This is a genomic window from Polyangium mundeleinium, from assembly GCF_028369105.1.
Classification (GTDB): domain Bacteria; phylum Myxococcota_A; class Polyangia; order Polyangiales; family Polyangiaceae; genus Polyangium; species Polyangium mundeleinium.
In genome coordinates this window covers 10,273,322-10,298,812 of the sequence record NZ_JAQNDO010000001.1, presented here as the reverse complement: position 1 = coordinate 10,298,812, position 25,491 = coordinate 10,273,322, and the positions used below count along the sequence as shown (strand labels likewise).

Below are 25,491 nucleotides of genomic sequence, written 5' to 3'. Positions count from 1 at the left end.
GCGCGTGCTTTCGGAGCGAGGTCGGCTCGCGGAGGCTTCGATCGAGGCGGCGCGCGCGGAGGAGCAGGGCCGGGCGCACGGCGGGCACCGCATCGCGGGCGCGGCGGAGGTGCATCGATCGGGGATTGCTTATCGCAGGGGTGATTTCGTGGAGGCCGAGGCGCTTTCGCGCAAAGCGGAGGCGACGTTGTCGAACGTGCCGCCGCTCCGCGCGGGGGCGATGGCGTCGCGGGCGCGCGCGCTCGTGGCGCTCGGGCGCGTGGAGGAGGCGCTCGTGGAGGCCCGGCGCGCGAATGCGATCGTCGAGAGCGGGAAACACGAGACGCTCGACAAACTCGTGCGATTGGTCCACGCGGAGGTGCTGTGGGCGGCGGGCGCGAAGGGGGAGGCGCGGGCGGCGATTGAAAAGGCCCGGGCGGAGATCCTGCGGAGCGCCGATCGAATCGGGGAGCCCGAGCTGCGCCGGAGCTTTCTGGAGAATGTCGAGGTCCACGCGCGGACGATTGCGCTCGCGGCTGCGTGGGCAGTCTGAGGCGCGAGAGCGATACGTTGCAAGCGGGTTCGGATTGGAGCCCGTTTCGAGCACGGAATTCGCGCGGAAAATCGTCATGTTCTTGGCGGTTGGTAAGGAGGGCATCGTGCCTGGCACGCGCGGACCCGGCACCCGCTTCCCACGGCGTCCGATCGTGGTAGGGTCATCGAATGGCCCACGAAACGACTGACAGCCATGCGGACGAGATGAGCGCGCTGCGCGAGCGGATCGCGTCGCTCGAAGCAAAGGTCGCCGAGCTCGAGCAGGAGCGGCACGAGCTTCGCATGAGCGCCGCGCAATCTCACGCGCTGGTCGCGGCCGTGTCGAAGATGTCGTGGTCGACGAACGCGGACGGCTCGACCGGCCTCGCGTCCCCGCAATGGTGTGAGTTCACAGGGCAAAGCGTCGAGGAGCTCCAGGGCATCGGCTGGGCCGATGCCTTGCATCCAGAGGATCGCGCCGAAGCGGCCATGGCCTGGCAAAATGCCGTCGCCACCCGTGGCGTCTACGACGTCGAATTTCGCTTGCGGCGCCACGATGGCGTTTATCACCAATACTGGTCGATCGGCGTCCCGCACGTGCTCGAAGACGGTAGCATTCGAAAGTGGATCGGTTGCTGCGTCGACGTCACCGAGCAACGACAAATGGAGCGCGCCTTGCGCATGAGCGAGGAGCGCTCCCGCTCGATCACGCTGCGCCTGCCCGTCGCGGTCTTCGAGACCGACGTCGAAGGACGCACGAGGTTCGTCAACGACTACTGGTCGACCGTCACCGGCGTCCCCGCCCGTGAGGCCTTGGGAGATGGATGGCTCCGGGCGCTCCATTCCGACGATGTGAAAGAGGTCGTCGAGAAATGGTCCGAGGTCATACGAGCAGGGGAGCAGAAGCAAACCGTCGACTTCCGGTTCTGTTTGCCCGATGGGAGCCTGCGCTGGGTCAGCGCGAGGGCCGTGCCGTTGAGGGACGCGGAAGGCGAGATCGAGGGTTTCATCGGCACGCTGAGCGATATCAGCGACCGCAGGCAAGCCGAGGAGCTCCTGCGCGAGACCATGGAGCAAAACGAGATCATCGAAGCGCAACGCCAGAGGCTCGCGGATCTCTCGACGCCCCTCATCCCCATCACCGATCGGATCCTCACGATGCCGCTCGTCGGCGCGCTCGATCCCGAGCGAGCCGAGCAAGTCCTCACGACGTTGCTCGAAGGCGTCAGCCGCACGGGCGCAGCCGTGGCCATCCTCGATATCACCGGCGTCGCCGTGGTGGATACGCAGGTCGCGAGCGCCTTGCTCCGCGCCGCACAAGCCGCGCGGCTCCTCGGCGCCGAGGTCATTCTCAGCGGCATTCGCGCGGAGGTCGCGCAGACCCTCGTCGGCCTGGGCGCAGAGTTCGGAAACATCATGACGACGAGCAGCCTCAGGGTTGGTATCGATCGCGCGATGAAGGCCGTATCGCGCCGCGGGTGAGCGGGGGCGGGCGGCGGGGTTGGCTCCTGCCAGCGGAAATGCTGAAGAACGCGCCAATACGATCGCGTTGGGGCAAGCATGGCCTTGCCCGGCCAAACGTTTCTCGACCAGGGCCGGCTGCGGGGGAGGTTGGCGGCCCCGGCCACGTCGAATCATGCTTGGCGTATGGATCGCGAGCGCAATACACGGTGGCATTGGGGGCGCCCATTGCGGCTGAGCCGGCTTCTCTCCCTGGCGATCGCCGCACTCTCGTTCCTGGTCATCCTTTCGGCGGTGTCGCTGTTTCTCTCGACCGCGGTCCTGCATCGAAACACGGCTCGGCTCGACAATGCCATGATGGGCGCCGGCCTCGCGCGTGACGTGGAGCTCGAGCTCCTGCATTACGGGCGCCTCGCCGAGCACGCCGCCGAGCGCGACGGCATGGAGCCGGACAACCAGCGAAAGGCGGTCCATCGAGCCGTTCAGGACCGGCTGGTCGAGGCCGAGGCGCACGTCGGGAGCGACATGGAAGAGCAGGTCCTCGGCGAGCTCTCCAGCCGGACGGAGACGTATTTCACGGCGCGGGACCGGATGGAGCGGGCCGGCCTGCCGCTCGAGCAGGCATTGCAGCAGACGCAGCTCGATTTCGACGACGCACTGGCGAAGGCCGCCGAGCTCGTCACGATCAACCTGGCGGACGCGGAGAACGCGCGGAAGAGCGCGTCGTTCTGGGACGACGCGCTCGATACGGTGAGCATCGTCGTCATCAGCGGTCTGCTCCTGCTCGTGCTCGCGCTCGTGCAGGGCGCGCGCACCCAGATCTACGTCCCGCTCTCCGCGCTGCGGGGCGCCATCGAGCGGTTCGCGCGCGGCGACGATCACACACGCGCGCCCGACATCGGGCCCGTCGAGATCCGGGAGCTCGGGGCGGTGTTCAATGAAATGGCCGCGTCGATCGCGCGAAAACGCGAGGAGCAGATCGCCGTGCTGGCGGCCGTCGCGCACGACATCCGCAACCCGCTCACGGCGATCAAGATGTCCACCACCGTCCTCGCGCGAAGCGCGCCTTCCACGGAGCCGCGCGTGCTCCGAACGCTGACCATCGTGGATCGGCAAATCGATCGCCTGGCCCGGATGACGGACGATCTCCTGCAAGCCACGCGCATCCAGGCCGGCCAGCTCGAGTTATCGAGGAAACCCTGTGATCTCTGCCGGCTCCTCCACGACTCCGTCGAGCTTTATGCCTCGACCTCGCCGAATCACCGTATTTCGCTCGTGATCCCCGAGGGAACGTTGGTATGCGAGGTCGACGAGGCGCGGGTCGAGCAGGTCCTCGACAACCTGATCGGCAATGCGATCAAGTATTCCCCCACGGGCGGCGAGATCCGGATCACGGCGGATCGCGACGGCGAGGAGGCGATCGTGGCCGTCTCGGACCAGGGGGTCGGGATCGAGCCGGGGGAGATCGAGCGGATCTTCGAGCCCTTTCATCGCGCGGCCTCGACGCGCAAGGTGGCGCACGGGGTCGGGCTCGGGCTCTCGGTCGCGCGGAAAATCGTCGAGGCCCACGGCGGGCGCGTCGACGTGGAGAGCCGGCGCGGGGAAGGCACGACGTTCCGCATTCGCCTGCCCTTGCTGCGCCACGAACGGGCACGGCGCTCGGCGTGAAGGCGAATCAGATCCCGCCGTTCGCGCTGAGGACCTTTCCGTTCGCGTAGGTGTTGTGCAGCGCGATCCACGTGATCGTTTGGGCCGCCTCCTCGGGCGTCCCGAGACGCCGGAGCGCGCTGAAGCTGCGGTATTCGTCGGCGAGCTTCGGATCGAGCTCCTTGCCGATTCCGGCGTCGAGCAGGCCCAGGGCCACGACGTTCGCGCGCACGCCACGCGGGCCGAGATCCTTGGCCGCCGCCATCACGAGTGCGGACGTCGCGCCTTGCGACGCGGCGAAGATCGCGGGCACGGGGAGCGATTGCGTGCGATCGAGCGCAGAGACGAAGACGAGGTCGCCGCCGTGACCTTCGAGCCGCCGGCCGAATTCGCGACAAACCTGGAAGACCGAGCGTGCATTGATGGCCAACATGGCCTCCCAGTCGTCGTCCGTCGCGTCGAAGACCCGTGCGGTGCGGACGATGGCGGCGCAATGAATCACGACGTCGGGCAGCGCGCCTTCGGCTTCGAGCGAGGCCGCGAGGCGACCGAGGGAGGCGGGATCGGCGAGGTCGAGCCGGAGGGCGCGCGCCGAGAGCTCGTTTTCGAGCGCGCAGGCGCGGGCTTCGTCGTGGTGGTATGTGAATGCGGAAGGAATGCCGGCGCGCCGGAGCTCGGCGAGGACGGCGCTCCCGACCGCGCCTGTGCCGCCGAGCACGAGCGCTTTGCGTTTGGATTCGTTCATCCGAGCCCCTCGATGTAGTCGAGCTCCTCGGCCACGGCCACGACGAACGCGTCGAGTTTTTCCTCGGGGATGTCGAAGCGCGGCTGGAGGCGGAAGAGGCTCCAGTCGTGGCCGCAGGTGAAGCAGAAATAGCCGCGGCGGTAGAGCCTGTGGCAGACGAGCGGGGAGATGATCGATTTCTGGCCGAGGTCTTCGAAGCCAAAATGCTCGAACGAGAGCCACGGGTGATCGGGGCTGTTCAGCGCGACGCCCTGCATGAAGCCCGCGCCGCGCGCCTCGCGGAAGAGCGGCGAACGAGCGAGCGTGTCCGACAAGCCTTTCTTGAGCTTCGCGCCGAGCCGCCCGACGCGTTCGATCCGCTCGTCGGTGAGGAGGTCCAGCGCGGCGAGCGCGGCGACAGAGGAGAGGGCATTGAACCCCATCGTCGTGTTGTGGCTCTCGCCCGAGGCGAAATGGTCGCCGTAGGCGCGGAGGAAGGTCTCCCGTTTCGTGAGCATCGCAGAGATCGGCGTGATGCCGCCGCCGAGGTGTTTGGCGAGGAGAACCACGTCGGGTCGGCGTGGCCAGCTCGCAGTGGCGAGGAAACCCCGGCCCGTGCGGCCGAGCGCGGTCTGGACCTCGTCGGCGACCAGCAACGTGCCGTGTTTTTCGGTGAGCTCGCAGAGCGCCTCGACGAACGGCGCTGGCAATTCGCGCACGCCCCCTTCGCCCTGGATCGGCTCGACGACGATGGCGGCGACGTCGCCGGGCGCGAGGGCCTTCGCGAGCGCATCGACGTCGCCAAAAGGCACGTGCTCGGCGCCCTCGACGAACGGCGCGAAGGGATCACGGAGGTAGCCCTTCGTCATGAGCGAGACGCTGCCGAAGGTGCAGCCGTGGTACGCGCCTTCGAGGCCGAGGAGGCGCGGGCGTCTCGTGAGCGCGCGGGCGAGCTTCAGGGCGGCCTCGACCGCGTCGCTGCCGGTGCAGGCGAAGAAGGCGTTGTCGTAATACCCGGCGCGCTCGCAGAGCCTCCGCGCGAGGCGGCCGGCGAAGGGATTGACGCGGGCGGGGTACCAGGAGGGCGCGTCGGAGTCGAGGTATCTTCGGATCGCGTCGGCAATGTACGGGTTGCGATGGCCGAAGGCCTGCGTGCCGTGGAAATCCTCGACGGCGTGTCCCTCGTCGTCGTACAGGACGCCGCCTTCGGCGCGGACGAGCTTGATGGGCTCGCCGGCGAGCGCGGCGCGCTGCGCGATGAGGGGGTTCACGAATTCGCGATACTCGTCGAAGCCGCGCCGCAGGATGTCGTCGTACGAATCCACTAGAGCCCTCCGTCGAGCACCACCTTGGCGCCCGTCATGAAGGAGTTCGAATCGGAGACGAGGAACGCGGCCATCTCGGCGACCTCGTCGGCCCGCGCGAGGCGGCCGAGCGGGCATTTGTCGAGGTACTCCGTTTGCCGGTGCTGCGGGAGGCCCTGCGCCATGCCGACCTCGGCGAGCCCCGGCGCGAGCAGGTTCACCCGGATCGTGTACCGGCCGACCTCGCGCGCGAGCGCCTCCGTGAGCCCGCGCAGCGCCGATTTCGAGGCGGCGTAATGGATCGGCGACTCGATGATGCGCTCGGAGGCGAAATTGCCGATGTTGAGGATGCTGCCCCGCTTCGCCCGGATCATGTGGCGCAGGACGGCGCGGCTGTAGAGGTAGACGCCCTTCACGTTGACGTCCATCAATTCGTCCCAGTCCGCTTCTTCGAGGAGCGAAATGGGGAGCACCTGCGTGATCGCCGCATTGTTCACGAGCACGTCGACGCCGCCAAACGCCGCGACGACCGCCGCGACCGTGGACTTTACATGCGCGCTGTCCGCGACCGAGCCTTTGAAGACGAGCGGCTCGGGCCCCGCCGCGGCGACAGCGCGTTTCGCGTCCTCCGCGCTCGTGTCGTCCTTGTGGTAGGTGAGCGCCACCCGGGCCCCGTGGCGCGCGAACGCGACGGACATCGCGAGGCCGAGGCCCCGCGTACCGCCCGTGATGATGCAACGTTTTCCTTCGAGGAGGCGCGTCATGTCACTTTCCCCCTTGCACGAGCGGGAGCGAGCGCCTCCCCGCGCGCTCGCCCCAGGCGCGCGGCTTCTCCATGAAGCGCGCCTCCTTGTCGCGGTAGAGGATGTTGTAATTGCAGACGGGGATCGTCGAGCCGTCCGCATAACAGTTCGAATCGCAGCATTGGTACGTGCGCTCCACGTCGAACGTCTCCTCGTCCATGTGCGAGTGCACGTAGACGGCCTTCGCGGCGCGCTCCGAGATGCGCAGCGCCTCGGCCGGCGAGAGGCGTTTGTCCTTCGGGAAGAGCTTGCGGACGAGGTTGTCGAGGAGCTTGAGGCCCCGCTCGTCGCCCTCGTCCCCGCGCGCCCAGAGCATGTCGATCGCGTCCTGCAGCGCGCGTTCGAGGCGCGTGCCCGGCTCCAGGTAGAGGTGGTCGGCGAGGCAATCGTACATCGTATCGGGATCGAGGAAACGCAGGAACGGGAGCGCCGGGCCGCCCTCGTCGTCGAGCAGGAGATAGGCGATCTGGTAGCAGAGCGGGTGCGCGCTCGGCGAAGGCACGAAATCGGAGGCGCGGAGCAGGCCGTCCGTCGTCTCTTCGATGGACTCGAGGACCTCCAGCATGGACATGCGGCCCGAGCGATCGAAGGAGACGCCGCCTTGCCCCGTGTACGTGATCGTGTGGATTTCGAGGTGGCGCACGCAGGAGAGCTCGAGGCCCATGCGGATGATCCGGCCGACCTCCTTGTCATTGTAGCCGCGCGTCATCACGGGGATGAGCGTCGTGTCGACCTGGTGTTTGTCGAGGAGCTCCAAAACGCGGGCCTTGAGGTCGACGAGCGTGGCGCCTTGCAAGGCGCGATCGACGTGTTTGTCGAAGGTGTCGAAGGAGAGCGCGATACGCGCGCCATGATCGGCGAGGCGCTTGACGAAGTCCTCGTCCCGCGCGAGGCGCACGCCGTTCGAGCACACGCTGACGCGGTGGATGCCGCGCGCGCGGGCCATCGACACGAATTCGAGCAGGTGCGGGTGCAGGAGCGGCTCGCCGCCGGTGAGGTTGACGATGTCGAGGTCGCCGCCGTGATCCTCGACGAGGTGATCGAGGACCCGGGCGAACTCCTCTCGGCTCATGTGGAACGCGTCGTCGTTCTTGTTGTGGACGTAGCAGATGGGGCAGTCGAGGTCGCACGCGCTCGTGATGGTGACGACGGGCAAACGGACCTTCTGCGTGTGGCTCTCGCACGGGCCACAATCGAAGGGGCAGCCATGCTCGATCGGGCGTCGGATCTTCGCGGGGCGCGCCTCCTTCGGGACGATGGCGCGCGTGCGCTCGTACCAGGCGGCGCTCGTCGAGAGGCGCACCTCCTGCGCGCCGTGCTTCGGGCAGCGCTTCTGCATCCAGGCTTCGCCGCTCGGTGTCGCCACGACGCGGGCCGGGAGGGCGTCCTTGCACACCTTGCAAAGGCTCGTGGTTTCGTGGAGAAGTCGCCCTTCGGCCTGCATGATGGTTCGAGGATACGCGAAGTGCGCGGTGAATCGGATAGGCTTCGGAGAGGCATGACAGAGGGGCAGCCGAGGGAGATCGTCGCAGCCGTGGGGCTCACGAAGCGCTTCGGCGACACCGTTGCGCTCGACGACGTGAGCTTCGTGGTCGAAGGACCGGGGCTCTGCGCCGTGCTCGGGCCGAACGGCGCGGGCAAGACGACGTTGCTCGACCTCCTGGAGGGGCTCGCGGAGCCGACGCGCGGGGCCTATCGGCTGTTCGGCAAGGAGCCGCGGCCGTATCCGCGAAGGCGCGTGGGCGTGGTGATGCAGAAAGAGGCGCAGATCGAGCGGGTGACGGCACGCGAGTACGCGGAGCTGTTCTCGGCGATCTACGGCGTACGCGGGGGGCCTTCGCGGATCCTCGCGCGGGCGCGGCTCGAACATCGCGCGGAGACGGCCGTGACGCGGCTCTCGGGCGGCGAGGCGGCGCGGCTCTTCATCGCGACGGCCGTGGTGCACGATCCGACGCTCGTGTTCCTGGACGAACCCACGGCGCACCTCGATCCGGAGAACAAACGGATCGTGGGGGAGATGCTGCGCGAGCTCGCCGCGGAGCGGACGCTCTTGATGACGACGCACGATCTCCGCGAGGCGGACGCGCTCGCGGATCGGCTGCTGTTCCTCGTGGGCGGGCGCGTGCGCGCGAGCGGGACGAAGGACGAGCTCGTGCGGGCGGTGCCCGAGGCGGAGCGGCGCGGGCTCGGGGTCGAGGACGCGTTCTTCCATTTCTGCGCGATCGAGATCCGCGAGGGCCAGGCGATCGGGCGCGGGGAGGCGACGTGAGCGCATTCTTGGTGCTCGTACGGATGCGGCTCCTCGACACGCTCCGGAACCGGAGCTCGGTCGGGTTCACGCTGGTCTTCCCGGTCGTGCTGCTCGCGGTGCTCGGGCTCGTGTTCATGAACGGGCACCCGTTCGAGCGGCGTTACGTGGCCGTGGTCTCCGCGGCGGGCGAGAACGCGGCGATCGAGCGGTGCGTGGCGGAGCTCGGGGCGTTCGAGGAGGTGCGCGTGGGGCGCGAGCAGACCGAGGCCGAGGCGCTCGGGAAGCTTCGCGCGCGCATGGCGAGCGCGGTGCTCTCGGTCGCGCCGGACGGCGGAAGCGTGGTCCTGCGGGTGGGGACGCGTGATCGGATCTTCGGCGGGGGGCTCGCGGCGGCGCTGCCGGTCCCGGCGCGCCTCGACGTCGTGGCGGGGCCGGCGTGGGGGTACGTGCATTACCTCTTCCCGGGCATCCTCGCGTTTTCGGTGCTCGCGTCGGGCCTCTTCGGGATGGGGTATCCGATGGCCCTGTTCCGGCAGAACTTGTTCCTGAAGAAGCTCGCCACGACGCCCTTGCCGAAGGGCACGTTCATCGCGGCGAACGTGGCGGCGCGGTCGTCGATCGTGCTCGTGCAGGTCGTCCTGCTGGTCGGGGCGGCGCGGCTCTTCTTCGATTTGCCGCTGAGCCTCGTATCGTTTGGCTGGCTGCTCGTGATCTCGATGCTCGGCGTGGTCACGTTCCTCGGCGCGGGCTTCGCGCTCGCGGCCGCGATCGACAACGCGGAGCTGCTCGTCGACGTGATCAGCGCGATCAACATGCCGATCGTGTTCCTGTCGGAGATGTTTTTCCCGCTGGAATCGCTGCCGCGGTTCCTGTCCACGGTCGGCGCGTGGCTGCCGACGACGGAGATGGTGCGGCTCTCGCGCGCGGTCTTGCTCTACGGGGTCACCGACGTCGCGAGCCTCGCCGGAGGCCTGGGGATGATGGCGCTCTGGGCGGTGGCGATGTTCACCATCAGCCTGATGTCGTTCAAGTGGCACGCGTGACGGAGGGCGCCCGCGTCGTCGAGCGCCGCGCCGCGCCCGCGACGTGTGGAGGGAACACGCAGCGGGCGCGGCGACAGGCGCGAGGGAGAGCATGGCAGATGGTGCGCGTCCGGGAAAGCGGTCGAACGGACAGGAATTGTCCTACGGACGCGATAGGTCCTTCCAAAGGTCGCTCCCGCATCACGGGCGCGGGCGCTTTCGGCGCGCGGCGAGCAGGGAGGCGGCGGCGAGGGCAAGGAGCCAGGCGGCGCGGGGAGGGGCGGGCACGCCGGGGGACGCCGTGGCGCAGCTCCCGGACAAGGAGCCCGATTGCGCGTCCTCGAACGCCGTCCACTTCATGCAGTTCGAGGTCTTCTCGTCGCAGATGACGTCGTCGCCGGAGCAATCGTCCACGGACGCGCACGTCGCGAGGCAGGCCCCATTGCGGCACGCATACGGGGAGCAGCTCTGCGGGGTGCCGTCCGGGAGCTCGAGCATCTGGTCGTCGATGCATTTCGTCGGCAAGCTGATGCAGGTCTTCATCTCCGTGTTGCACGTCGAGCCGAGCGCGCACGAGGTGTTGCTCGTGCAGCCCGTCTCGCACGAGAGATCGACGGCATTGCAGTTATACGGCGCGCAGTTGTTGCTGAACGACTCCACGCAATTGCCGGTGCCGTCGCAGGAGTACACCGTGAGCGTGGACGTGTTGCATTTCTTGTCGCAGCCATTTCCCGAGGGGTACGAGCATTGCTGCGCGTTCACGCCGTCACACGTGGCGCAGGCCTCGCTCGTGCCGTTGCAGGCCGGGCGCGCTCCGTGGGGTTTGCCCTCGACCGGCGTGCAGATGCCGAGACGAGGGCCGTCGCAGGCCTCGCATTGCCCGTCGCAGGGCGCGTTGCAGCAGACGCCGTCGACGCAGAAGGAGTCGTCACACGGGGTCTTCAGGTCGCACGGCGCGCCGAGCGGCGTGTAGATCTCCGCGTCGACGAGGACCCCCGCCGCGCCCGTGCCGCCCGCGACGAGGACGCGGCCATTGAGGAGCGTCGTTGCGGTGTGGAGCGAGCGAGGCTTCTCCATCGACCCCGCCGCGCTCCAGCTCTGCGTGGCAGGGTCGAAGATCTCGGTGGTGTACGGGATGTCCTCGAATCCGCCGCCCGCGACGAGGATACGACCGCCCGCCATCTCGGTCACCGTGTGATCTTTGCGCGGGCGCGTCATGTTGAGCCCGGCCGTCCAGTCCTCCGACCCGGGATCAAAAACTTCCACGGATTGGGCCATGACCTGGCTGCCACCGGCAACGGCCACGCGCCCCGAGGGGAGCCGCGTGGCCGTATGGCCCGAGCGCAGGCGGTTCATGGATTTCGTCTGCTTCCAGGTCTTGGTCTCCGGCGCCCATATCTCCGCGGTCTGCGTGGGGCCGGCGCTCTCGCCGCCCGCGACGAGAATCCGATCCTCGTCGAGCAACGTCGCCGTGTGATTGTACCGCGCTTGATGCAGGTCCCCGCCGGGCTCCCACGTATTCGTTTGGGGATCGTAAATCTCGGTCGTGGTGACCAGCGTGGAGGTTTTACCGCCGGTCACGAGGACACGCCCATCACTCAGGAGCGTCGCTGTGTGCAGCGCGCGCGGGAAGTTCATGGGTTTCGCGGGCGACCACGTCCCCACCATGTTGGGGCTGTTCTGCGGCGTGAAGATCTCGGCCGCGTTCGTCACATTGAGGACCCCCTGCACGGTGGCCTTGCCGCCCAGCACGAGCACGCGGCCGTCCTTCAGCGTCGTGGCCGTGTGCCCGAGCCGGTTCTGGGTCATGGAAGTCGTCGCGATCCACATCTTCAGGGCCGGGTCGAAGACCTCGGCGTACTCCAGCGGAACTTCCCCGCCCTTGTCGCCGCCCGCGACGAGGACACGGCCATCGGGCAAGAGGTTCGCCGTATGCCGGAAGCGCTTGAGGGCCATGGCGTCCGTCTGGGTCCACGCGGGATCGACGAGCAGCGGCGCGCGCACGGTCGTGCCCTCCCAGGAGAGGGTGACCTCGCATTGCCGCGCGCCCGGAGCGACGACCGGGAGGCCCATTGGCAACCGTGGATCCGTGCTGATCTTGCAGCCCTCGACGGCGACGTTCATCCACACCGTCTTGCCGTCGGCGTCCTTGGCCCAAGGCGGCGCCATGCGCAGGCGCGGCGCGCCGTCCGCGTCGAGCAGCTCCAGCATTTTGCCCACGAGGCGGAGGCCGGCCACGTTCTCGCCGAGCGTGATCGTGTACCGGAGCTCCGGGACGTCCGGGAGGGCGTTCCGGAAAAACACGTAATCCTCGGCGCCGCTCTCGGTCGGGTGGTGCACGATGTCGGCGACGCCGCGATATCCCGCCGGATACACGACGATCCCCGCGCCCGCCTCGCCCGCGACCTCCCGCGCGCCCGCGAGCGCGACCTCGACCGAAAGCCCGCTCTCCGGGTCCGCGACGCGAAATGCGTCCCTCGCGCGCGAGGGCAGGCGCACGTCGGCCCGAGGCCCGGGCGAGGTCCTTGCACCGAGCGTAGACGACTCGTGAGCGAGGTGGAGGCGGATCGCTTCGGCGATCTCCACCGCGACACGCGCGTCGGAAGGCGGAGCGGCCGCAGGAGCCGCGCGTGCGTCTCCCGCGCTCGGGGCATCACCGCCCGCCGAGCACCCTCCACACAAACCCGCTGCGAGACCGAATGTCCACGCCGTGCGCCATTTCGTCCCCATGGTGACCTCCCTTGTAAGGTATGAAAGTCAGAATCGGTACGTCGCCACGAGACCGGGAGACACCGCGACGATCGAAGTTCCGGTCAGCGTGTCGGAGTCATATTTGCCCTGACCGTCCGTGCTCGCCTGAACATACCCTTGCTCGGGCACCCAGCTCGGCGGCTCGGGAACGAAAAGGACGAGGGCGGAGACCGAGAGGGCGACGTCGAGTTGGTCCGAGATGCGCATGCCAGCGCGGATTTCGGGCGCGACGTAGACGCCGAGCGCCGCCTGGGTCTCGGTGACCCGATCGACGGTATACGGCGTGCTCGCCTTGAGGCGTGTCCCGGTGGCGGTGGACGGGTCGGGGACGTCCCGCGCGGTCGTGTTGTAATCGCCGGAGCGGTCGTCCTGCACCGAGCCAAAGAAGCCGCCCGCGCCGAGGCGGAACGTGACGGGGAAGCGCTCGCCCACGGTGCGCGCGACGGAGGCGCCGAGGTGCGCGCCCCGGAGGGAAATGACGTCGTCGGTGAGGCCCTTGTTGGGGGCGATGTTGCCGAAGACGTGCACGTCTTCGTCGGGCCGATCCGTGAAGGTGCGGCGCACGAAGAGGCCGCCGACCTCGACGCCGAGAAGCCATTTGCGCCGGATTTCGAGGCCAAAGCGGAGCATGCCGCCGCCCCCGAGCCCGAGCGACGCCGTGCAGGGGCCCGTGCAGCTCCCGTCGAGGCTGCCGCCGAACGTGGGCGCAAGGGCGAACGTGGCGCCGAGCTCGCCAAAAAGACGTTTGTCGGCCCAGAACCCCGAGGGAGGAGGAATGGGCTCCAGGGCGACCGCGACGGCCTCGCGTTTGCCGGCTTCGAGCTCGACACGTCGCTCCTCGCGGACAAAGCCATTCGCGGTGACCTCGATGCGATGAGAGCCGGCCCGGACAGGGCCTTCCCACGCGCCGCGGCCGAGGCGGACGCCGTCGACCGAGATGTCGGCGTCCTTCGTCTTGGCCTCGACGCGCAGGACCGAGGGGAGCTCCTCGGCGATGAGGAGAATCGGGGTGATGAGGCTCGGGCGGACCTCGACACGCGCGGGCTGGGTGCCGAGGCGTTTGTCGCCGCGCAGGCTCACGAGGTGGTCGCCGGACGCGACGAGGCCACGCCAGGGCGTCTTGCCCACGGCCGCGCCGTCGAGGAGGACGTCCATCGAATACCCGGACGCCTCGTCGACCTGGAGCCAGCCGGCGAGCTCGAGCCGCGCGAGGACGGCGGGGAGCTTGGCCGTTTTGCCTCCAACGACCTGAAGCCGCGCTTCGAGCGTCTCGAAGCCAGCCTTGAAGATGCGCACGGTGCGCTCGCCGACGGGGACGTGCATCGCGCCGGGCAGCGGCGTCGTGCCGCGGGGCTTGCCGTCGATCGAAATGGTCGCGCCGTCGGGCACCCCTTCGATGACGAGATCACCGACGAGGGGCCTTAGCTCGGCGATTTCGCGGAGCGCGACCTGCTTCTCCTCCTCGGTCACGCCCGCGAACGCGAGGAGCTCCTCGTTCATGTCGAACGCCTCGTCGAAGCGGTTCAAGCGCCGGAGGCAAAGCGCGGCGTTTTTCTTGGCGGCGCGGGTCGGGTAAATCGAGAGCGAGGTGAGGAACTCGGGGAGGGCCGCCTCCATGGAGCCGGCGTCGAAGAGCGCGAGGCCCTGCTCGAAATGCTTGCGCGCGTCGGCCTTGGCCTGGGCCTCGGCCTCGGCGGCGGGGTCGGGCGGCGGCGGCGGAGGCGGGGGCGGCGGCGGGAGCGGGCCGCCTTTTTTCATCCACGAGGGCTGCGGCTTGGGATTGGTTTGTCCACCTGGCACATTTTGCGCGAGCGCTGTCGTGACGAAGGTCGAGGCGAGCGCGACGGCGAGCGCCTTGCAAATCGGGGAGGGGAGGGCCGCAGAGCGTTTCATTCGAAGGTTCGCGAGGGCTGGGGATCTTTGGAGGGCGTCGCGGCCGTGGACGTGGACTTCGTCGTCGGATGGGCCGCCGTCGTGACCGGCGCGGTCGTGGGCGCCGGGCCCGCGGCAGGGGCGGCGGACGAAGGCGGAGCGCCGGCCTTGGTCTTCCCGCTCGACGGCGCGAGCGACGCGACGTCCTGGAGCGTGAGCTTGTCCGGTAAAGCGCCATTCGCGGTGATGGCGACCTCGACGCGCGTCTCGTGGCCGTCCTTGTGGATTCGCAACGCGTGGGTGCTGCCGAGCGCGCCGGAAATCGAGACGTATCCGTCCCGATCCACGGGAGCGCTGCGGCCATTGACCTCGACCTGCGCGTCGGGCGGGCTCACGAGGAGGCGCGCGGTGCGGAGCGCCTCGACGGGCGCGACGGCGGGCCCCCCTTGCAAGGAGGTCCCCGCGGCAGGCGCGGAGGCGCCTCGCGTCTCGGGGGAGGCGTCCGCGCCGGCGTTCGTGCGGTCGCGTGTGAGAATGACCGCGGCGCCGACGGCCAGCGCGACGGCGGCGCCGAGCACGACGGGGACGAACCGGCGCGACGAGGACGCGCGCGCGCCGCTCTCCGCGGGCGAGAGGGTGCTTCGCGGGTCGGACGTGGACACGCGAGGCAACGAGGGGCGCTCGCCGCTGTCGCCCGTGATCATCGGGGCGGCGATGGTGACGTCCGTGCCGAGCTTGTTCGTGCGCGCGTCGACGGGCCTGCCGCTCGACGGGACGAACTCACCGCTCGGCCGTGATCGCAGGGACGCGCGGATGCCGACGAGGAGACCAAAGGCCTCGACGAGCTCGGCCATGCTCTGGAAACGCGCGGCCTTGTCACGCGCGAGCGCCCGCTCGAAGAAACGATCGACGGCAGGGTCGAGCGAAGGGACGAGCGACGAGGGCGGCGGGGCGGTATCGGTGCAGATGGTGACGAGGAGCTTGCCGATGTTCTCGGCCTCGTCGAAGGGGAGGCGGCCCGTGATCGCCTCGTAGAGGATGACGCCGATCGACCAGAGGTCGCTGCGATGATCGACCTGCTTGGTCTCGCGGATCTGCTCGGGGCTCATGTACGAAGGCGAGCCGAGCATCATGCCGGAGCTCGTGGACGTCGCCGGGCCCGTGATCGTGACGTCTTTCGCGATGCCGAAATCGAGGACTTTGATGATCTCGTCGTCGCCGCTCCGCGCGAGGAAGACGTTTCCGGGTTTGAGGTCGCGGTGGACGATGCCGAGGTCGTGGGCGCGGCGGAGCGCTTTGCCGAGCGGCTCGAGGATGCGGTAGGCCTCGGCGAGATCGATACGGCCGCTGCGCGCGAGGCGCGCGCCGAGGTCCTCGCCTTCGAGCAGCTCCATCACGATGTACGGGGCGCCGTCCTCGACGCCGTAGTCGAGGACCTGCACGACGTGCGGGCTCTTGATGAGGGCCGCGGCCTTGGCCTCGCGTTCGAATCGCTGCCGGAGCGACTCGTTTGACGCGATGCTGACGTCCATGAACTTCACCGCGACATCGGTGTCGAGGAGCTGGTGGCGCGCGACCCACACGGCGCCCATGCCGCCTTTGGCGAGAGGTCGTTCGAGCCGAAGCTTGCCGCCGATGATGGCGCCTTCTGCGATGGACACGCCCCGACACTCCTCCCGCGAGCCCGACCGTGATCGGGCAAAATGAAGCTAGCTGTGAGCATAACACGATCGTTCCGCGGGGCTCCATGGCAAGCTTCGGCGCGATGCGCGCGCAACGTCCCCGCACTGCCCGAATTCCCCGCCTTTTCGCGCTCGTAGCGCTCGTCGTAGGGGCCGTTGCGTCAGGCGGCTGTCGGTCGAAGGAGTGCGTGCCGGGTCAGCAAGTCGCATGCGCATGCCCGGCCGGCGCGCAGGGGACGCAGGCCTGCGATGACGAGGGCGCGCGGTTTCTGCCGTGTGTTTGTGAGGCGCCCGCCGCCGCGCCGGCGGTCGCGCAGGGAAACGAGCCGCGGAGGCCGCGGCCGGCGCTCGCGAAGAAGCAGATTCGTTGCGGAACAAATCTTTGCGATACGGCGTGTTGCGCGACGTTCGAGCCTCCGTCGTGCACGCAGGACGGGAGGTCGTGCCCGCGGACGGCGAACGGGGAGGGCGTGATCTTCGAGTGCGACGGGCCCGAGGATTGCGGGGCCGAGGCGTGTTGCCTGATCCCGGGCGACCGGACGATCGCGGCCGTGTGCGTGCCCAAGGGCGAGTGCGCGGGGACGTTCACACACCCGCGGCTCGGGACGACGGTGGCGCCGCGGGTGGTTTGTCACGCGAACCAGGACTGCGCGCTCTCGGAGATCTGCTCGTCCGCGGGCACCGTGGCGGGCATTTCGGTGTGCAAGTAGGTCGAGCGCGAGCTCGCGGCGGTTGCCGGCAACGCCCGGGGGGGTGCCGAGATGGTCGCCGTGGTTGCCGGCAACCGCCGAGGTCCTTGTCGAGATGGTCGCCGTGGTTGCCGGCAACGCCCGGGGGCTTCGTCGACACCGAGCGGGGAGGTCTTCGGCGCGAGCGGAGGCGGGCGCGGGCGTGGACTCAGAGATTCACGCAGTAGCCGAAATCGGCGCTCTGTCCGACGGCGAGGGTGCTGTTCCAGGAGACGCCATTGAACACGAATTCACTCCCTTCGGTCTTGGACACCACGTTCCACGAATTGTAGATGGTGCCGTCCTTGGGGATGCGGAGGGTCCACGTGATGCTCTTCGTGTCCGTGTTCTTCAATGACACGTTCTTGCAATACCCCCCGTTCCAGCTCGAGTTCGGCGTGATCGACACCGTCGCGGTCCCCCCGATCACCGTCACACCACCCGGGGGCGGCGTGGGCGTCGTCGTCGTGGGGGGCGGCGTGGGCGTCGTCGTCGTGGGGGGCGGCGTGGGCGTCGTTGTCGTGGGGGGCGGCGTGGGCGTGGTCCCGCCCTTGACCGTTGCAATGAACTGGTCATAAGCGGAGACGTTCCCCGTTTGCGACAGAATGATGCTGTCCACGCCCCAGCCGACGGCGGTGGAGATGTTCGACGCATCGAGCCAGGTCGAGTCGACGTCGATCGGGCCACCGCCGAACGTGTACGCGTCCACGATGATGAGCGGCAGGGCGAGCTGCTGCGTGATCTCCGCGTAGGTGAAGTTGTCGATCTTGCCCGCGGTGAACGGGAACGGCTTGCCGGTGAGGCCCACGTAACCCGCGACGGTCTTGTCCCAGCCGGCATAGAAGTCCGCGGCCGAGGTGGCCCATTTCGTCTTGTTCGGCGAGAACCACGGGCTGAAGTCGATGACGACCTTGCAGGTGGGGCACCCCTGCTTGATCGCGCCGAGGATGTTGTTCATGAAGCCGTTGGATTCGGCCTTCGTGAACGCGTTCTGCTGGGCGTTCTCCGAGAACTGGAACCAATCCGGCTCGATGTGGATGAGCGCATTGCCGCCGCCGAGCGCCGCGTTGATCTTCTGGGCGGCGTCGAGGTAGGCGGGCACGATGTTGTTGGCGATGTTCGCCCGGATCCACGTCGCACCCTGCTGGCAGAGGGGAGCCGACGCGTTTCCGTCGCAATCGTTGTTCGAATTGAGGCCCTTCTTCGTCTTCGCGGTCGCGATGTAGCCGAAGAGGTAGGGGGTCTTCCCCTTGGCGCGGATCTGCTGGATCTTCGATTGATGGGTGCTCGTGAAGCCGTTCTCGAGGAGCCAATCGCCGACGACGACAAGGTCGACGTTGGCCGGCCCCTCGGAGGGCGGATTCCAATTTTGATACCATTGCGGGGCGACGCCAAAGCGCATGCTCTGGGCCGAGGCATTGACGGCTTGCTCCTGCGCAAACGTATCCGCGTCGTCGACCTCGAAGTCCTCCCCGCCGCAACCAATCAAGGCGACAGGGACGCAGAGGGAGACAGCGCAGAGCAGGGAAGCGAATTTCGTCATCAGAACTCTCCATGCCGCAACGCGCAGCGGCGAGGTCGTGGTTCACGGGACGGGAGGCCCGTCGACGTCAGGGCGTTATTGCAGCTTGTGGGCCAACGCGGGTCGCTCAGGAAGACCGCGAAAATCGCAGCGCTCGACGTGCTCGACCGATGCGCGGGTGATCGGATCGATCATGAGGGGATGAACGAATCGATCACCCCCCACGGGCATGAAGCGGATCCCGCTCGCTCAGCCGAGCACCGAGAGGACGATGGCCGAGGGGCGCTCTGGGTCGTGATGAATCGTTTGGTCCGCGCCGACGAGGCGCGTCGCCGTGGCGAGCGGCTCGCCGGTGCCGGGGTTGCGGGCGAAGCGCGGGTGCGCGCCGCTCGAGATCTGCACGCGAATGCGATGGCCGCGGCGAAAGCGGTGCGCGGTGGGCGAGAGCTCGATGGTGATGGCCAAGGTGCCGTCGGGCCTCGGCGCAGGTCGGCCCGGTGCGAGGCGCAGAATGCCGTCGCACAGGTTCACGGAGCGGCCGGAAGGATCGACGTCGCAGAGGCGGACGAAGAAATCGGTATGCGGGACGCTCGATTGCACGAAGAGCTCGGCGGACACGGGGCCGATGACCTCGACAAAGCGCTCGAGCGGGGGGCTCGTGTACGTCACGACGTCGCGCCGCGCCTCGAGGGCGCGGTTGTCCTTGGGCCCGCTGTCGTCGTTGAGCAGCGCGCCGCCCACGGACGGGGTGGGATTGGCAGGATCGTAGCGGTAATGGTCGGGCGGCGAAGCGGCGGGGGGCGCAGGGGCGAGGCCGCGGTTCGGCTGGAGATGATGGCGCTCGGTGCGGACGCCGGGAGGGGGCCAGCTCGGATACTCGCGCCATTCGTCGGCGCCCATCACGTAGATACGCACGGGCGCCTCGCGCAGGAGGCTGCGATCGCCGAGGAGATGCGCGCGAAACCAGGCGAGCGATTCGCGCACGCTGGTCGAGAACACGGGCCTCGAGGTATGGGACCAGGGGCCGATCGTGAGGTACGGGGTCCGGCCCGCCGCGACGAGCGCGGCATAATCTCGAAGTTGCCAGGGCAGGAAAATGTCATAGAAGCCGCCGATGAACAGCACGGGCGCCGTCACGTCGGCCACGGCGCCGCTATGGTCCGCCGGCGCCCACCACGGGTCGCCCGGGGCATTGTGTTCGAGCCAGTCCTGGAAGAACCCGACGCGGTGACCGGTGGCCACGCGATCCGCCTCGTTGAGCGGGAGGTGCGCGAGGCCTTTTTCGAGCGAGCGGCGCGAGGTGAGCCGGCCGAGCAATTGCTCGTGGAATGGTTTTTTCTGCTCTTGCATCATCTGCGTCCAGCGCAGCATGGTGTCGAGCGAGAAGCTCTCGCCGGGGTACTTGAATTTGCGGAAATCAGAGAGCGTGATCTGGGCGGACATGGCTTTGAGCGCGGGGCCGGCGTCGCGCGCGAGGGCCCATTGCACGTAGCCGAGGTAGCTCGGGCCGAAGGTGGCGAGCTCGCCCGAGAACCAGGGTTGTTGCCCGAGCCAGGCGAGCGTGGCGCGGCCGTCGTCTTGCTCGTCGCGAAAGGGATTGAGCTCGCCGCCGGAGCCGAAGGTGCCGCGGCAGCTCTGGATGAGGACCGAGAAGCCGCGCTCCGTGAAGGGGCGGGTGAGAAACGAGAAGAGGGGATTGCTGCGGCCATACGGGGAGCGGAGGAGAATGAGCGGGCGCTTGCGGGCGTCGCGCGCCGTATGGAGATCCGCGAGGAGGACCGCGCCGTCGGACATGGGCACGCGAAGATCACGCTGGATGACGATGTCGCGCGTCTCGGCGGGCGGGAGGTCGAGGAGCCATTCGAGGAGGTGGCTTGGGAGGGTCATGAAGTCGTTCACAGGCTTCAGGAAGACGCAGATCCGAGGAAGACGCAAGGCGGAGGCGGGGGCGTCTTCTCGATAGCAGCCGCGAGGGTCTCCTCGGTCGCCCGAGAGCGATGCTGTAACAGAGGTGTACCTTGCACCTGTTACAGGTACACCTCTGCCCCTCCTTCAGCCGATGACGTCGGCGTTCAGCCCCCACTGATTCGTCGAGGAAATCACCCCCGCATCGCCGGTCCGAGCCGTCGAGTGCCCGCTGGCACGTGCCGTGCTCCCAGGCGGCGCGCGTAACGATAAGGAAAGGTGGTATCGTCATGGGACAAGCATTTGGATGTATCAACGCCGACGGCTCGATCGACAGCGGCTCGGGCAATTTCCGGGTCGTCAAAAAGGCCCCCGGTCAGTACTTCTTTACGGTGGACGGCGAATCATCGTCCGATCCCGTCGTGGTGGTCACTCCGGCGAGCCCCTACATGACGGCCAATGCCGTCATCACGGAGACGAACGGCGGCAGCTCACCCACCTTCAGCATCTCTACCGGCTTCACCGATCAGGGCAGCACCAAGACCCTGGATGTCGACTGGTTCTGCTTCGTCGCGTTCTGGAGCTGAGCGTTTCCCGCCAAGCGATCCTTAGCGGCAGCAGCAGCGACTACCGCGGCCGTCGTTCCAGGAGGGCGCGGTCGATCGACACGAGCGAGGGACACCCGGCGAGCGCCATGGCCGTCGCGAGCTCGTCGCGCAGGATGTCGAGGACCCGCAGGACGCCCGCCTCCCCGGCCGCCGCGAGCCCCCACAGGACGGGCCGGCCGAGCAGGACCGCGTTCGCCCCGAGCGCGAGCGCCTTCAGCACGTCCGTCCCCCAGCGCACGCCGCCGTCGACGAGCACCGGGACGCGGCCGGCCGCCGCCTCGACGACACGCGGCAGGACGTCGAGCGTGGCTGGCGCCGAGTCGAGCTGACGCGCGCCGTGGTTCGAGACGATGATCCCCGCGGCGCCCGCGTCGACCGCGAGCATTGTATCATCCGGACGAACGATTCCTTTGAGGAGCAAAGGCAAGCGGGTGATGCCGCGCAGCCACTCGACGTCACGCCAGGAGAGCGAGGCGTCGTGCCGCGACGCGATGTACCGGTGGAGAGCCGAGCCCGAAGCGCCCGCGGCGACCTTGGCGTCCACGAGGTTCGCCATGACGAGGCCGTTCGGGAGGCCGAACCCGTTGCGCACGTCGCGGAGGCGGCGGCCGAGGACGGGGGTGTCGACGGTGAGCACGATGGCGCGATACCCGGCGGCCTCGGCGCGCTCGACGAGCGAGCGGGTGAGCTCGCGGTCCTTGTGCACGTAGAGCTGGAACCAGAGCGGCCCGTTCGAGGCGCGCGCGATGTCTTCGAGGGACGTCGTGGCGAGGGTGGAGACGGTGAAGATCGTGCCCGCGCGGGCGGCGGCGCGCGCGGTCGCGAGCTCGCCCTCGGGATGCGCGAGCTTGTGGTAGGCCGTCGGCGCGACGAGGATCGGCATCGAGACGGGCGCGCCGAGGATCTCGGTTTCGAGGGTGAGGCGCGAGACGTCGACGAGGACACGCGAATGGATCTGCCAGCGGCGATAGGCGCGCAGGTTCTCGCGGAGCGTGCGCTCGGCGTCGGCGCCGGAACGGTAATAATCGTAGGCCATGGCCGAGAGCGCCGCGCGCGCGGCCCTCTCGAAATCACGCACGGTGAAGAGGCCGGAGGAGGCGTCCTTCTGCGGGGCGTGGAGCGGGGTTTTTCCGGTGTCGTCGCTCGAATGCATGCCGTGCGGCCTTTACCACTGAACGGTGATGATCGACGAGAAGCCCGAGGAGGGGCGCGAGGAGGGGCTCGATTGCGAGATCGTGTCGGGGACGTCGAGCGTGGAGAGGGCTTCGAGCACGCAATGGCGCATCTTGTCGTCCGCCGTGGAGCGAGGGTCGACGGCGAACGACGCGGACGTGTGGTTGCCCGCGACCCGAATGCGGACCGTGCCGCCGCCGCTGTTCCCGCGGCACTCGTTCATCGGAGCCTTGGAGGCGGCGACGATGGCGTCGGCGAGCGCCTGCTGGCCGTCGGCCACGCCCTCGATGCCGACGCGCGGCGCGAGCGCTTCTTGTCGGCCGCCCTCCGCAGGGGCCGCGGGCTTGGACGGCGTGGCTTCCGCGGCCGCGACGGTCGCGTCGGGCGAGGCGCTCCCGCGCGGATGCAGGGGCGGAGGCGCGGCCTCGATCTCCGCACAGGCGGCGAGCCCGAGCAGGGAACCCACGAGGAGACGGGAGCGGAGTGCGGGGGACATCGGGCCCAGCATAACGCCGGGGGACGGCCCTGGAGGAGGGGTCGGGCGTTTTGGGAAATGTGTTTAGGGCGAAAGCGGGCGCACGAGCACGAGAGCATCCGCCTTGCCCGCGAGGAGGCGGAGCTCGGCGTTGCCCTTGGCCCCCGCGTCGCCGGCGCAGAGGCGATCGCTGAGCACGAACCGGCCGCGGGTGACGGTGTTCTCGTTGGTGGAGGCGTCGGCGAGGCGCAGATCGAGGCCGCTGCCGCCTCGATCGAGCGCGGCCGTGACCTCGACGCAGCCGCGCGCGGGGATGTCGAAGGGCAGGGTGGTGCGTGCGCCCGCGTCGAGGGCGACGACCTGGGCTGAGGAGGCCGCCGCGGCGGAGATGCGCGCGCCCCCGGCGTCGAGCACGGCGAGCAGGCGCGCGGCCGCGAGCGGGTGGGCGACGAGTGCGGCGGGTGCGGCGTCGTCCTTGCGCAGCTCGACGGCGAAGGGCCCCGGGCGCGCGAGGGCCTCGACGTCGATCCGCGCCGGGCCGCTCGGACCACACGCGAAGAGCGTCACGCCCGCGCCGCCCCGGCCCTCGGCGAGCAGCGCGCCGCGATCGTTCCAGAGCGAGGCCGCGGCGTCGGCGAGCGGCTTGCCCGCGACGACGTCGATGCGCGCGCAGCCGGCCGGCAACTCGAACGCGGCGGCGGCGCGGCTGCCGAGCTTCGCCGAGCCGACGAGCAGCGTCTTCGGGGCGCCGAAGCCCTTGCCGGCGAGGTCCTTCGCGAGGGCCGCGCGGGCTGCGTCGATCTCGCGCGTCTCGGTCACGTGCTCGGCGCGCGCGGAGGGGTCGAGGGCCGCGCCCGCGCCGGGGGCGGAGCGGCTCGCGACGACGGCGGCGAGCCCGGTCGAGGCGCGCGGCCGGATGGCGACCGTGACCTCGTTCGTCGTCGCCGAGCAGAGCACGATCGCGCGGTCGCGCCCGCGCTCCTTGCCACGCGCGAGGATGCGGCCCGCGGGGTCCTCGGCGACGACCTCGAGGGAGCCGACCTCGTCGCTCGGGGAGACGAAGACGTCGAGACAACGGCCTGCCTCGATGGCGACCGTGAGACGCGTGGCGGCGCGCGGCGCGAGGGGCACGGCTGCGCGGCGCACGTCCTCCCAGCGACCGCCGAGCCAGGCGCGATGCGCGATGAGCTTTGCTTCGAGCCCCGGCCACGCTTCGAGCCGACCCGTCTCGCCGCCCGATCGACCTCGCGCGCCGGCGGCCTCCTCCACCGCGGCCACGGCCGACGTCGGCACGCTCTGCACGCCGAGGCCGACGAGACCCGAGCCCGACACGACACGCGTCGCGAGCCAGAGCCGCTTCGGGTGCGGCGGGCAGACGAGGATCGCCGGGCGCGCGTCGGTCGACTCGTCCACGGCGAAGCTCGTCCCGTCGTCCTCGTAGGCGAAGAGATCCACGTCGACGACCGAGGGCGACCCGCGCGCCATGACGAGCGCGCATGCGTCGAGCGGGACCTCCACGAACGCGCCGACCTTGTCGCCCTCGGAGAGGTACTCCGAGGCGACGACCTCGAGCGCGCCCGCGCCCGCGGCCTGCACGCGCGCGGCGTCCGCGGCGAGGAGCGCGCGTCCATCTGCCTTCCCCGGGACCACGCGGGGAGGCGCAGGGGTCGCCGCCGCGGGCTTCGCGGGGGAGGCCGGCGCGCCGCCGCCGCAGCCCGCGACGAGCGCGCCGAGCATGAGCGAGGCGATCCGCACGGGCAGCCGCGTCAAGGTTCGCCCCCTCCGAGCGCGAAGAGCGCGAACGTCCACCACACGCCCGAGCCGCGCGCCTCGATGTCGATCCGCGCCGACGCCTCGCTCTCGGCGCAGAACGCGAGCACGGCGCCCTCGGGGCGATCGATCACCTCGTCGCGCACGTACCTGTCGCCGACCGTCGCCGCGAGCCGGAGGCCCCGCGATTCACCCCGCGCCACCGCGAGGGCCGCGAGGTAACACCGCCCCGGCTCCAGCGGGACCGGCACCATCGTCGGCCCTGCGACGCCGAGCGACTCGAAGACCGGCGCCGCCGTGGGCTCGGGCGCGTTGCGCCGCCGCAGCGCGAGCGCGAAACCGGCGCGTGTGCGCGCGCCCCAGTGGTTCGGGATCGCGCGTGGGATGGGCCAGACCGCGTCGATCACCATCATCGGCACCATGCCCGCCGCGCCTGCGAACGGCACGGTGACGCGTGTCGCCTCGCCGAGACAGAAGTCGAGCCGCGCGTCTGCGGCCTCGCTGCGATCCCGCGCGAGCATGCGGCCGGCGTCGTCGCGGGCTTCTGCGTCGACGTCGGTCGCGCGGTGCGGGAACGTCGGCGGCACGGCGGCCATGACCTGCAACCGGTGGCAGCCGTCGCCGAGGCGGAGCTGGTACTCGCCTGCGCCCTCGGCCGAGGCGACCATGGGCACGCGCGTGAACCGCTCTGCGCCCTCGGATCGCGCCCGCTCCTCGGCGCGGACCGTGCGCTCGGCGAGCGGCCCCGGCTCGATGGGCCTTCCAGGATTGCCGCGCGGCGCGACGAGGCCAAAGGCGCGCTCGGGCAGCGCGTCGCGTAGATCCCCGAGCGGCGCGGACGAGCGCGCCACGAGGACCTCGACCGCCCCGCGCGGCGAGCGCATCGAGACGACGAGCGACGCGAGGTCCTTGCGGCGTGGCCCGCATCGCACGAGCGACACCACGCCGAGCGAGCTCTTCGTGCCGCGGTCCTCCGGATCGAGCGCGGGATGGCCGTGCGGGAGCAGGCCCGCCGGCAGCGCGGGGAGATCCGCCTCGAAGGCCGTGAGCACGGCGAAGTCCGCGCTCGGCGCGCCGAGGAGCACGACCATCGTGCATCCGGGCAGCTCTTCGTCGGCGCTGTCTTGCGGCACCACGAAGCGCTTGTTCCGGCCGTGGTCGAGGAAGATCGGCGCGAGGCGCGAGATCTCGGCGCCGCGGTCTTTCCAGGTCTGCGCGAGGCGATCGGCGTCCTCCGCGAGGTCCGCCCTCGCGCCTCGTGGCAGCACGAGGACGCCCGT

At 69.5% G+C, this 25,491-nt stretch carries 20 protein-coding genes; 7 read left to right on the top strand and 13 right to left on the bottom strand.

Annotation, left to right across the window (positions count from 1 at the left end; genetic code table 11):
- The first annotated feature begins 4 nt into the window (after nt 1–4).
- From POL67_RS40675 to POL67_RS40665, 3 genes are all read left to right on the top strand, one after another.
- Nucleotides 5–532, top strand: coding sequence for a hypothetical protein (locus POL67_RS40675; RefSeq protein WP_271926322.1), 528 nt, complete (start codon nt 5–7; stop codon nt 530–532).
- Between the two features lie 170 nt (nt 533–702).
- A complete protein-coding gene (locus POL67_RS40670; RefSeq protein WP_271926321.1) occupies nt 703–1,995 on the top strand; it encodes a PAS domain-containing protein in 1,293 nt (430 codons plus the stop codon).
- Nucleotides 1,996–2,160: 165 nt separating this feature from the next.
- Complete coding sequence (locus POL67_RS40665; RefSeq protein WP_271926319.1) at nt 2,161–3,642, top strand: sensor histidine kinase; 1,482 nt, start codon at nt 2,161–2,163, stop codon at nt 3,640–3,642.
- Between the two features lie 7 nt (nt 3,643–3,649).
- On the opposite strand, the gene POL67_RS40660 is transcribed toward POL67_RS40665, so the two are convergent.
- The 4 genes from POL67_RS40660 to POL67_RS40645 are packed head-to-tail and all read right to left on the bottom strand — an operon-like array spanning nt 3,650 to nt 7,896.
- Nucleotides 3,650–4,366 (bottom strand): SDR family NAD(P)-dependent oxidoreductase, encoded by a 717-nt coding sequence (locus tag POL67_RS40660; RefSeq protein ID WP_271926317.1) that lies wholly within the window; start codon nt 4,364–4,366, stop codon nt 3,650–3,652.
- Nucleotides 4,363–5,670, bottom strand: a complete 1,308-nt coding sequence (locus POL67_RS40655; protein WP_271926316.1) for an aspartate aminotransferase family protein — start codon at nt 5,668–5,670, stop codon at nt 4,363–4,365. The genes POL67_RS40660 and POL67_RS40655 overlap by 4 nt, the downstream gene beginning before the upstream one ends.
- A complete protein-coding gene (locus POL67_RS40650; protein WP_271926315.1) occupies nt 5,670–6,413 on the bottom strand; it encodes an SDR family NAD(P)-dependent oxidoreductase in 744 nt (247 codons plus the stop codon). Before POL67_RS40650 ends, POL67_RS40655 begins: the two co-directional genes overlap by 1 nt.
- Before the next feature lies 1 nt (nt 6,414).
- On the bottom strand, nt 6,415–7,896 hold the full coding sequence (locus POL67_RS40645; protein ID WP_271926314.1) for a radical SAM protein: 1,482 nt from the start codon (nt 7,894–7,896) through the stop codon (nt 6,415–6,417).
- Between the two features lie 54 nt (nt 7,897–7,950).
- On the opposite strand from POL67_RS40645, the gene POL67_RS40640 reads away from it, so the two are divergent.
- Together POL67_RS40640 and POL67_RS40635 are read left to right on the top strand one after the other, a co-directional pair.
- Nucleotides 7,951–8,721, top strand: a complete 771-nt coding sequence (locus POL67_RS40640; RefSeq protein WP_271926312.1) for an ABC transporter ATP-binding protein — start codon at nt 7,951–7,953, stop codon at nt 8,719–8,721.
- On the top strand, nt 8,718–9,746 hold the full coding sequence (locus tag POL67_RS40635; RefSeq protein WP_271926310.1) for an ABC transporter permease: 1,029 nt from the start codon (nt 8,718–8,720) through the stop codon (nt 9,744–9,746). Before POL67_RS40640 ends, POL67_RS40635 begins: the two co-directional genes overlap by 4 nt.
- A gap of 180 nt (nt 9,747–9,926) precedes the next feature.
- Here the strand turns inward: POL67_RS40635 and POL67_RS40630 are convergent, their stop codons facing one another.
- From POL67_RS40630 to POL67_RS40620, 3 genes are read right to left on the bottom strand one after another with little or no spacing between them, the layout of a single operon-like run.
- Nucleotides 9,927–12,455, bottom strand: a complete 2,529-nt coding sequence (locus tag POL67_RS40630; RefSeq protein WP_271926309.1) for a Kelch repeat-containing protein — start codon at nt 12,453–12,455, stop codon at nt 9,927–9,929.
- A 27-nt stretch (nt 12,456–12,482) separates the two neighbouring features.
- Complete coding sequence (locus POL67_RS40625; protein ID WP_271926306.1) at nt 12,483–14,369, bottom strand: PEGA domain-containing protein; 1,887 nt, start codon at nt 14,367–14,369, stop codon at nt 12,483–12,485.
- Nucleotides 14,366–16,009, bottom strand: coding sequence for a serine/threonine-protein kinase (locus POL67_RS40620; protein ID WP_271926304.1), 1,644 nt, complete (start codon nt 16,007–16,009; stop codon nt 14,366–14,368). The genes POL67_RS40625 and POL67_RS40620 overlap by 4 nt, the downstream gene beginning before the upstream one ends.
- Nucleotides 16,010–16,218: 209 nt before the next feature.
- Between POL67_RS40620 and POL67_RS40615 the strand changes: the two genes are divergently transcribed.
- Complete coding sequence (locus POL67_RS40615; RefSeq protein ID WP_271926303.1) at nt 16,219–16,740, top strand: hypothetical protein; 522 nt, start codon at nt 16,219–16,221, stop codon at nt 16,738–16,740.
- Between the two features lie 187 nt (nt 16,741–16,927).
- Here POL67_RS40615 and POL67_RS40610 read toward each other — a convergent pair whose 3' ends face one another.
- A complete protein-coding gene (locus POL67_RS40610) occupies nt 16,928–18,301 on the bottom strand; it encodes a cellulose binding domain-containing protein (protein ID WP_271926301.1) in 1,374 nt (457 codons plus the stop codon).
- A gap of 228 nt (nt 18,302–18,529) precedes the next feature.
- Nucleotides 18,530–20,167: a CocE/NonD family hydrolase gene (locus POL67_RS40605; protein WP_271926299.1), complete on the bottom strand. Its 1,638-nt coding sequence runs from the start codon at nt 20,165–20,167 to the stop codon at nt 18,530–18,532.
- A 308-nt stretch (nt 20,168–20,475) separates the two neighbouring features.
- On the opposite strand from POL67_RS40605, the gene POL67_RS40600 reads away from it, so the two are divergent.
- Nucleotides 20,476–20,772 (top strand): hypothetical protein, encoded by a 297-nt coding sequence (locus tag POL67_RS40600; RefSeq protein WP_271926296.1) that lies wholly within the window; start codon nt 20,476–20,478, stop codon nt 20,770–20,772.
- Nucleotides 20,773–20,812: 40 nt separating this feature from the next.
- On the opposite strand, the gene POL67_RS40595 is transcribed toward POL67_RS40600, so the two are convergent.
- From POL67_RS40595 to POL67_RS40580, 4 genes are all read right to left on the bottom strand, one after another.
- Nucleotides 20,813–21,946 carry an alpha-hydroxy acid oxidase gene (locus POL67_RS40595; protein WP_271926294.1) on the bottom strand — a complete coding sequence of 378 codons (1,134 nt, stop codon included), beginning with the start codon at nt 21,944–21,946 and terminating at the stop codon, nt 20,813–20,815.
- A 12-nt stretch (nt 21,947–21,958) separates the two neighbouring features.
- On the bottom strand, nt 21,959–22,462 hold the full coding sequence (locus POL67_RS40590; RefSeq protein ID WP_271926292.1) for a hypothetical protein: 504 nt from the start codon (nt 22,460–22,462) through the stop codon (nt 21,959–21,961).
- A gap of 63 nt (nt 22,463–22,525) precedes the next feature.
- Nucleotides 22,526–24,211, bottom strand: coding sequence for a hypothetical protein (locus POL67_RS40585; protein ID WP_271926291.1), 1,686 nt, complete (start codon nt 24,209–24,211; stop codon nt 22,526–22,528).
- The gene (locus POL67_RS40580) at nt 24,208–25,479 is read right to left on the bottom strand and encodes a hypothetical protein (RefSeq protein WP_271926290.1); all 1,272 of its coding nucleotides are present in this window, start codon (nt 25,477–25,479) and stop codon (nt 24,208–24,210) included. Before POL67_RS40580 ends, POL67_RS40585 begins: the two co-directional genes overlap by 4 nt.
- Nucleotides 25,480–25,491: the final 12 nt, after the last annotated feature.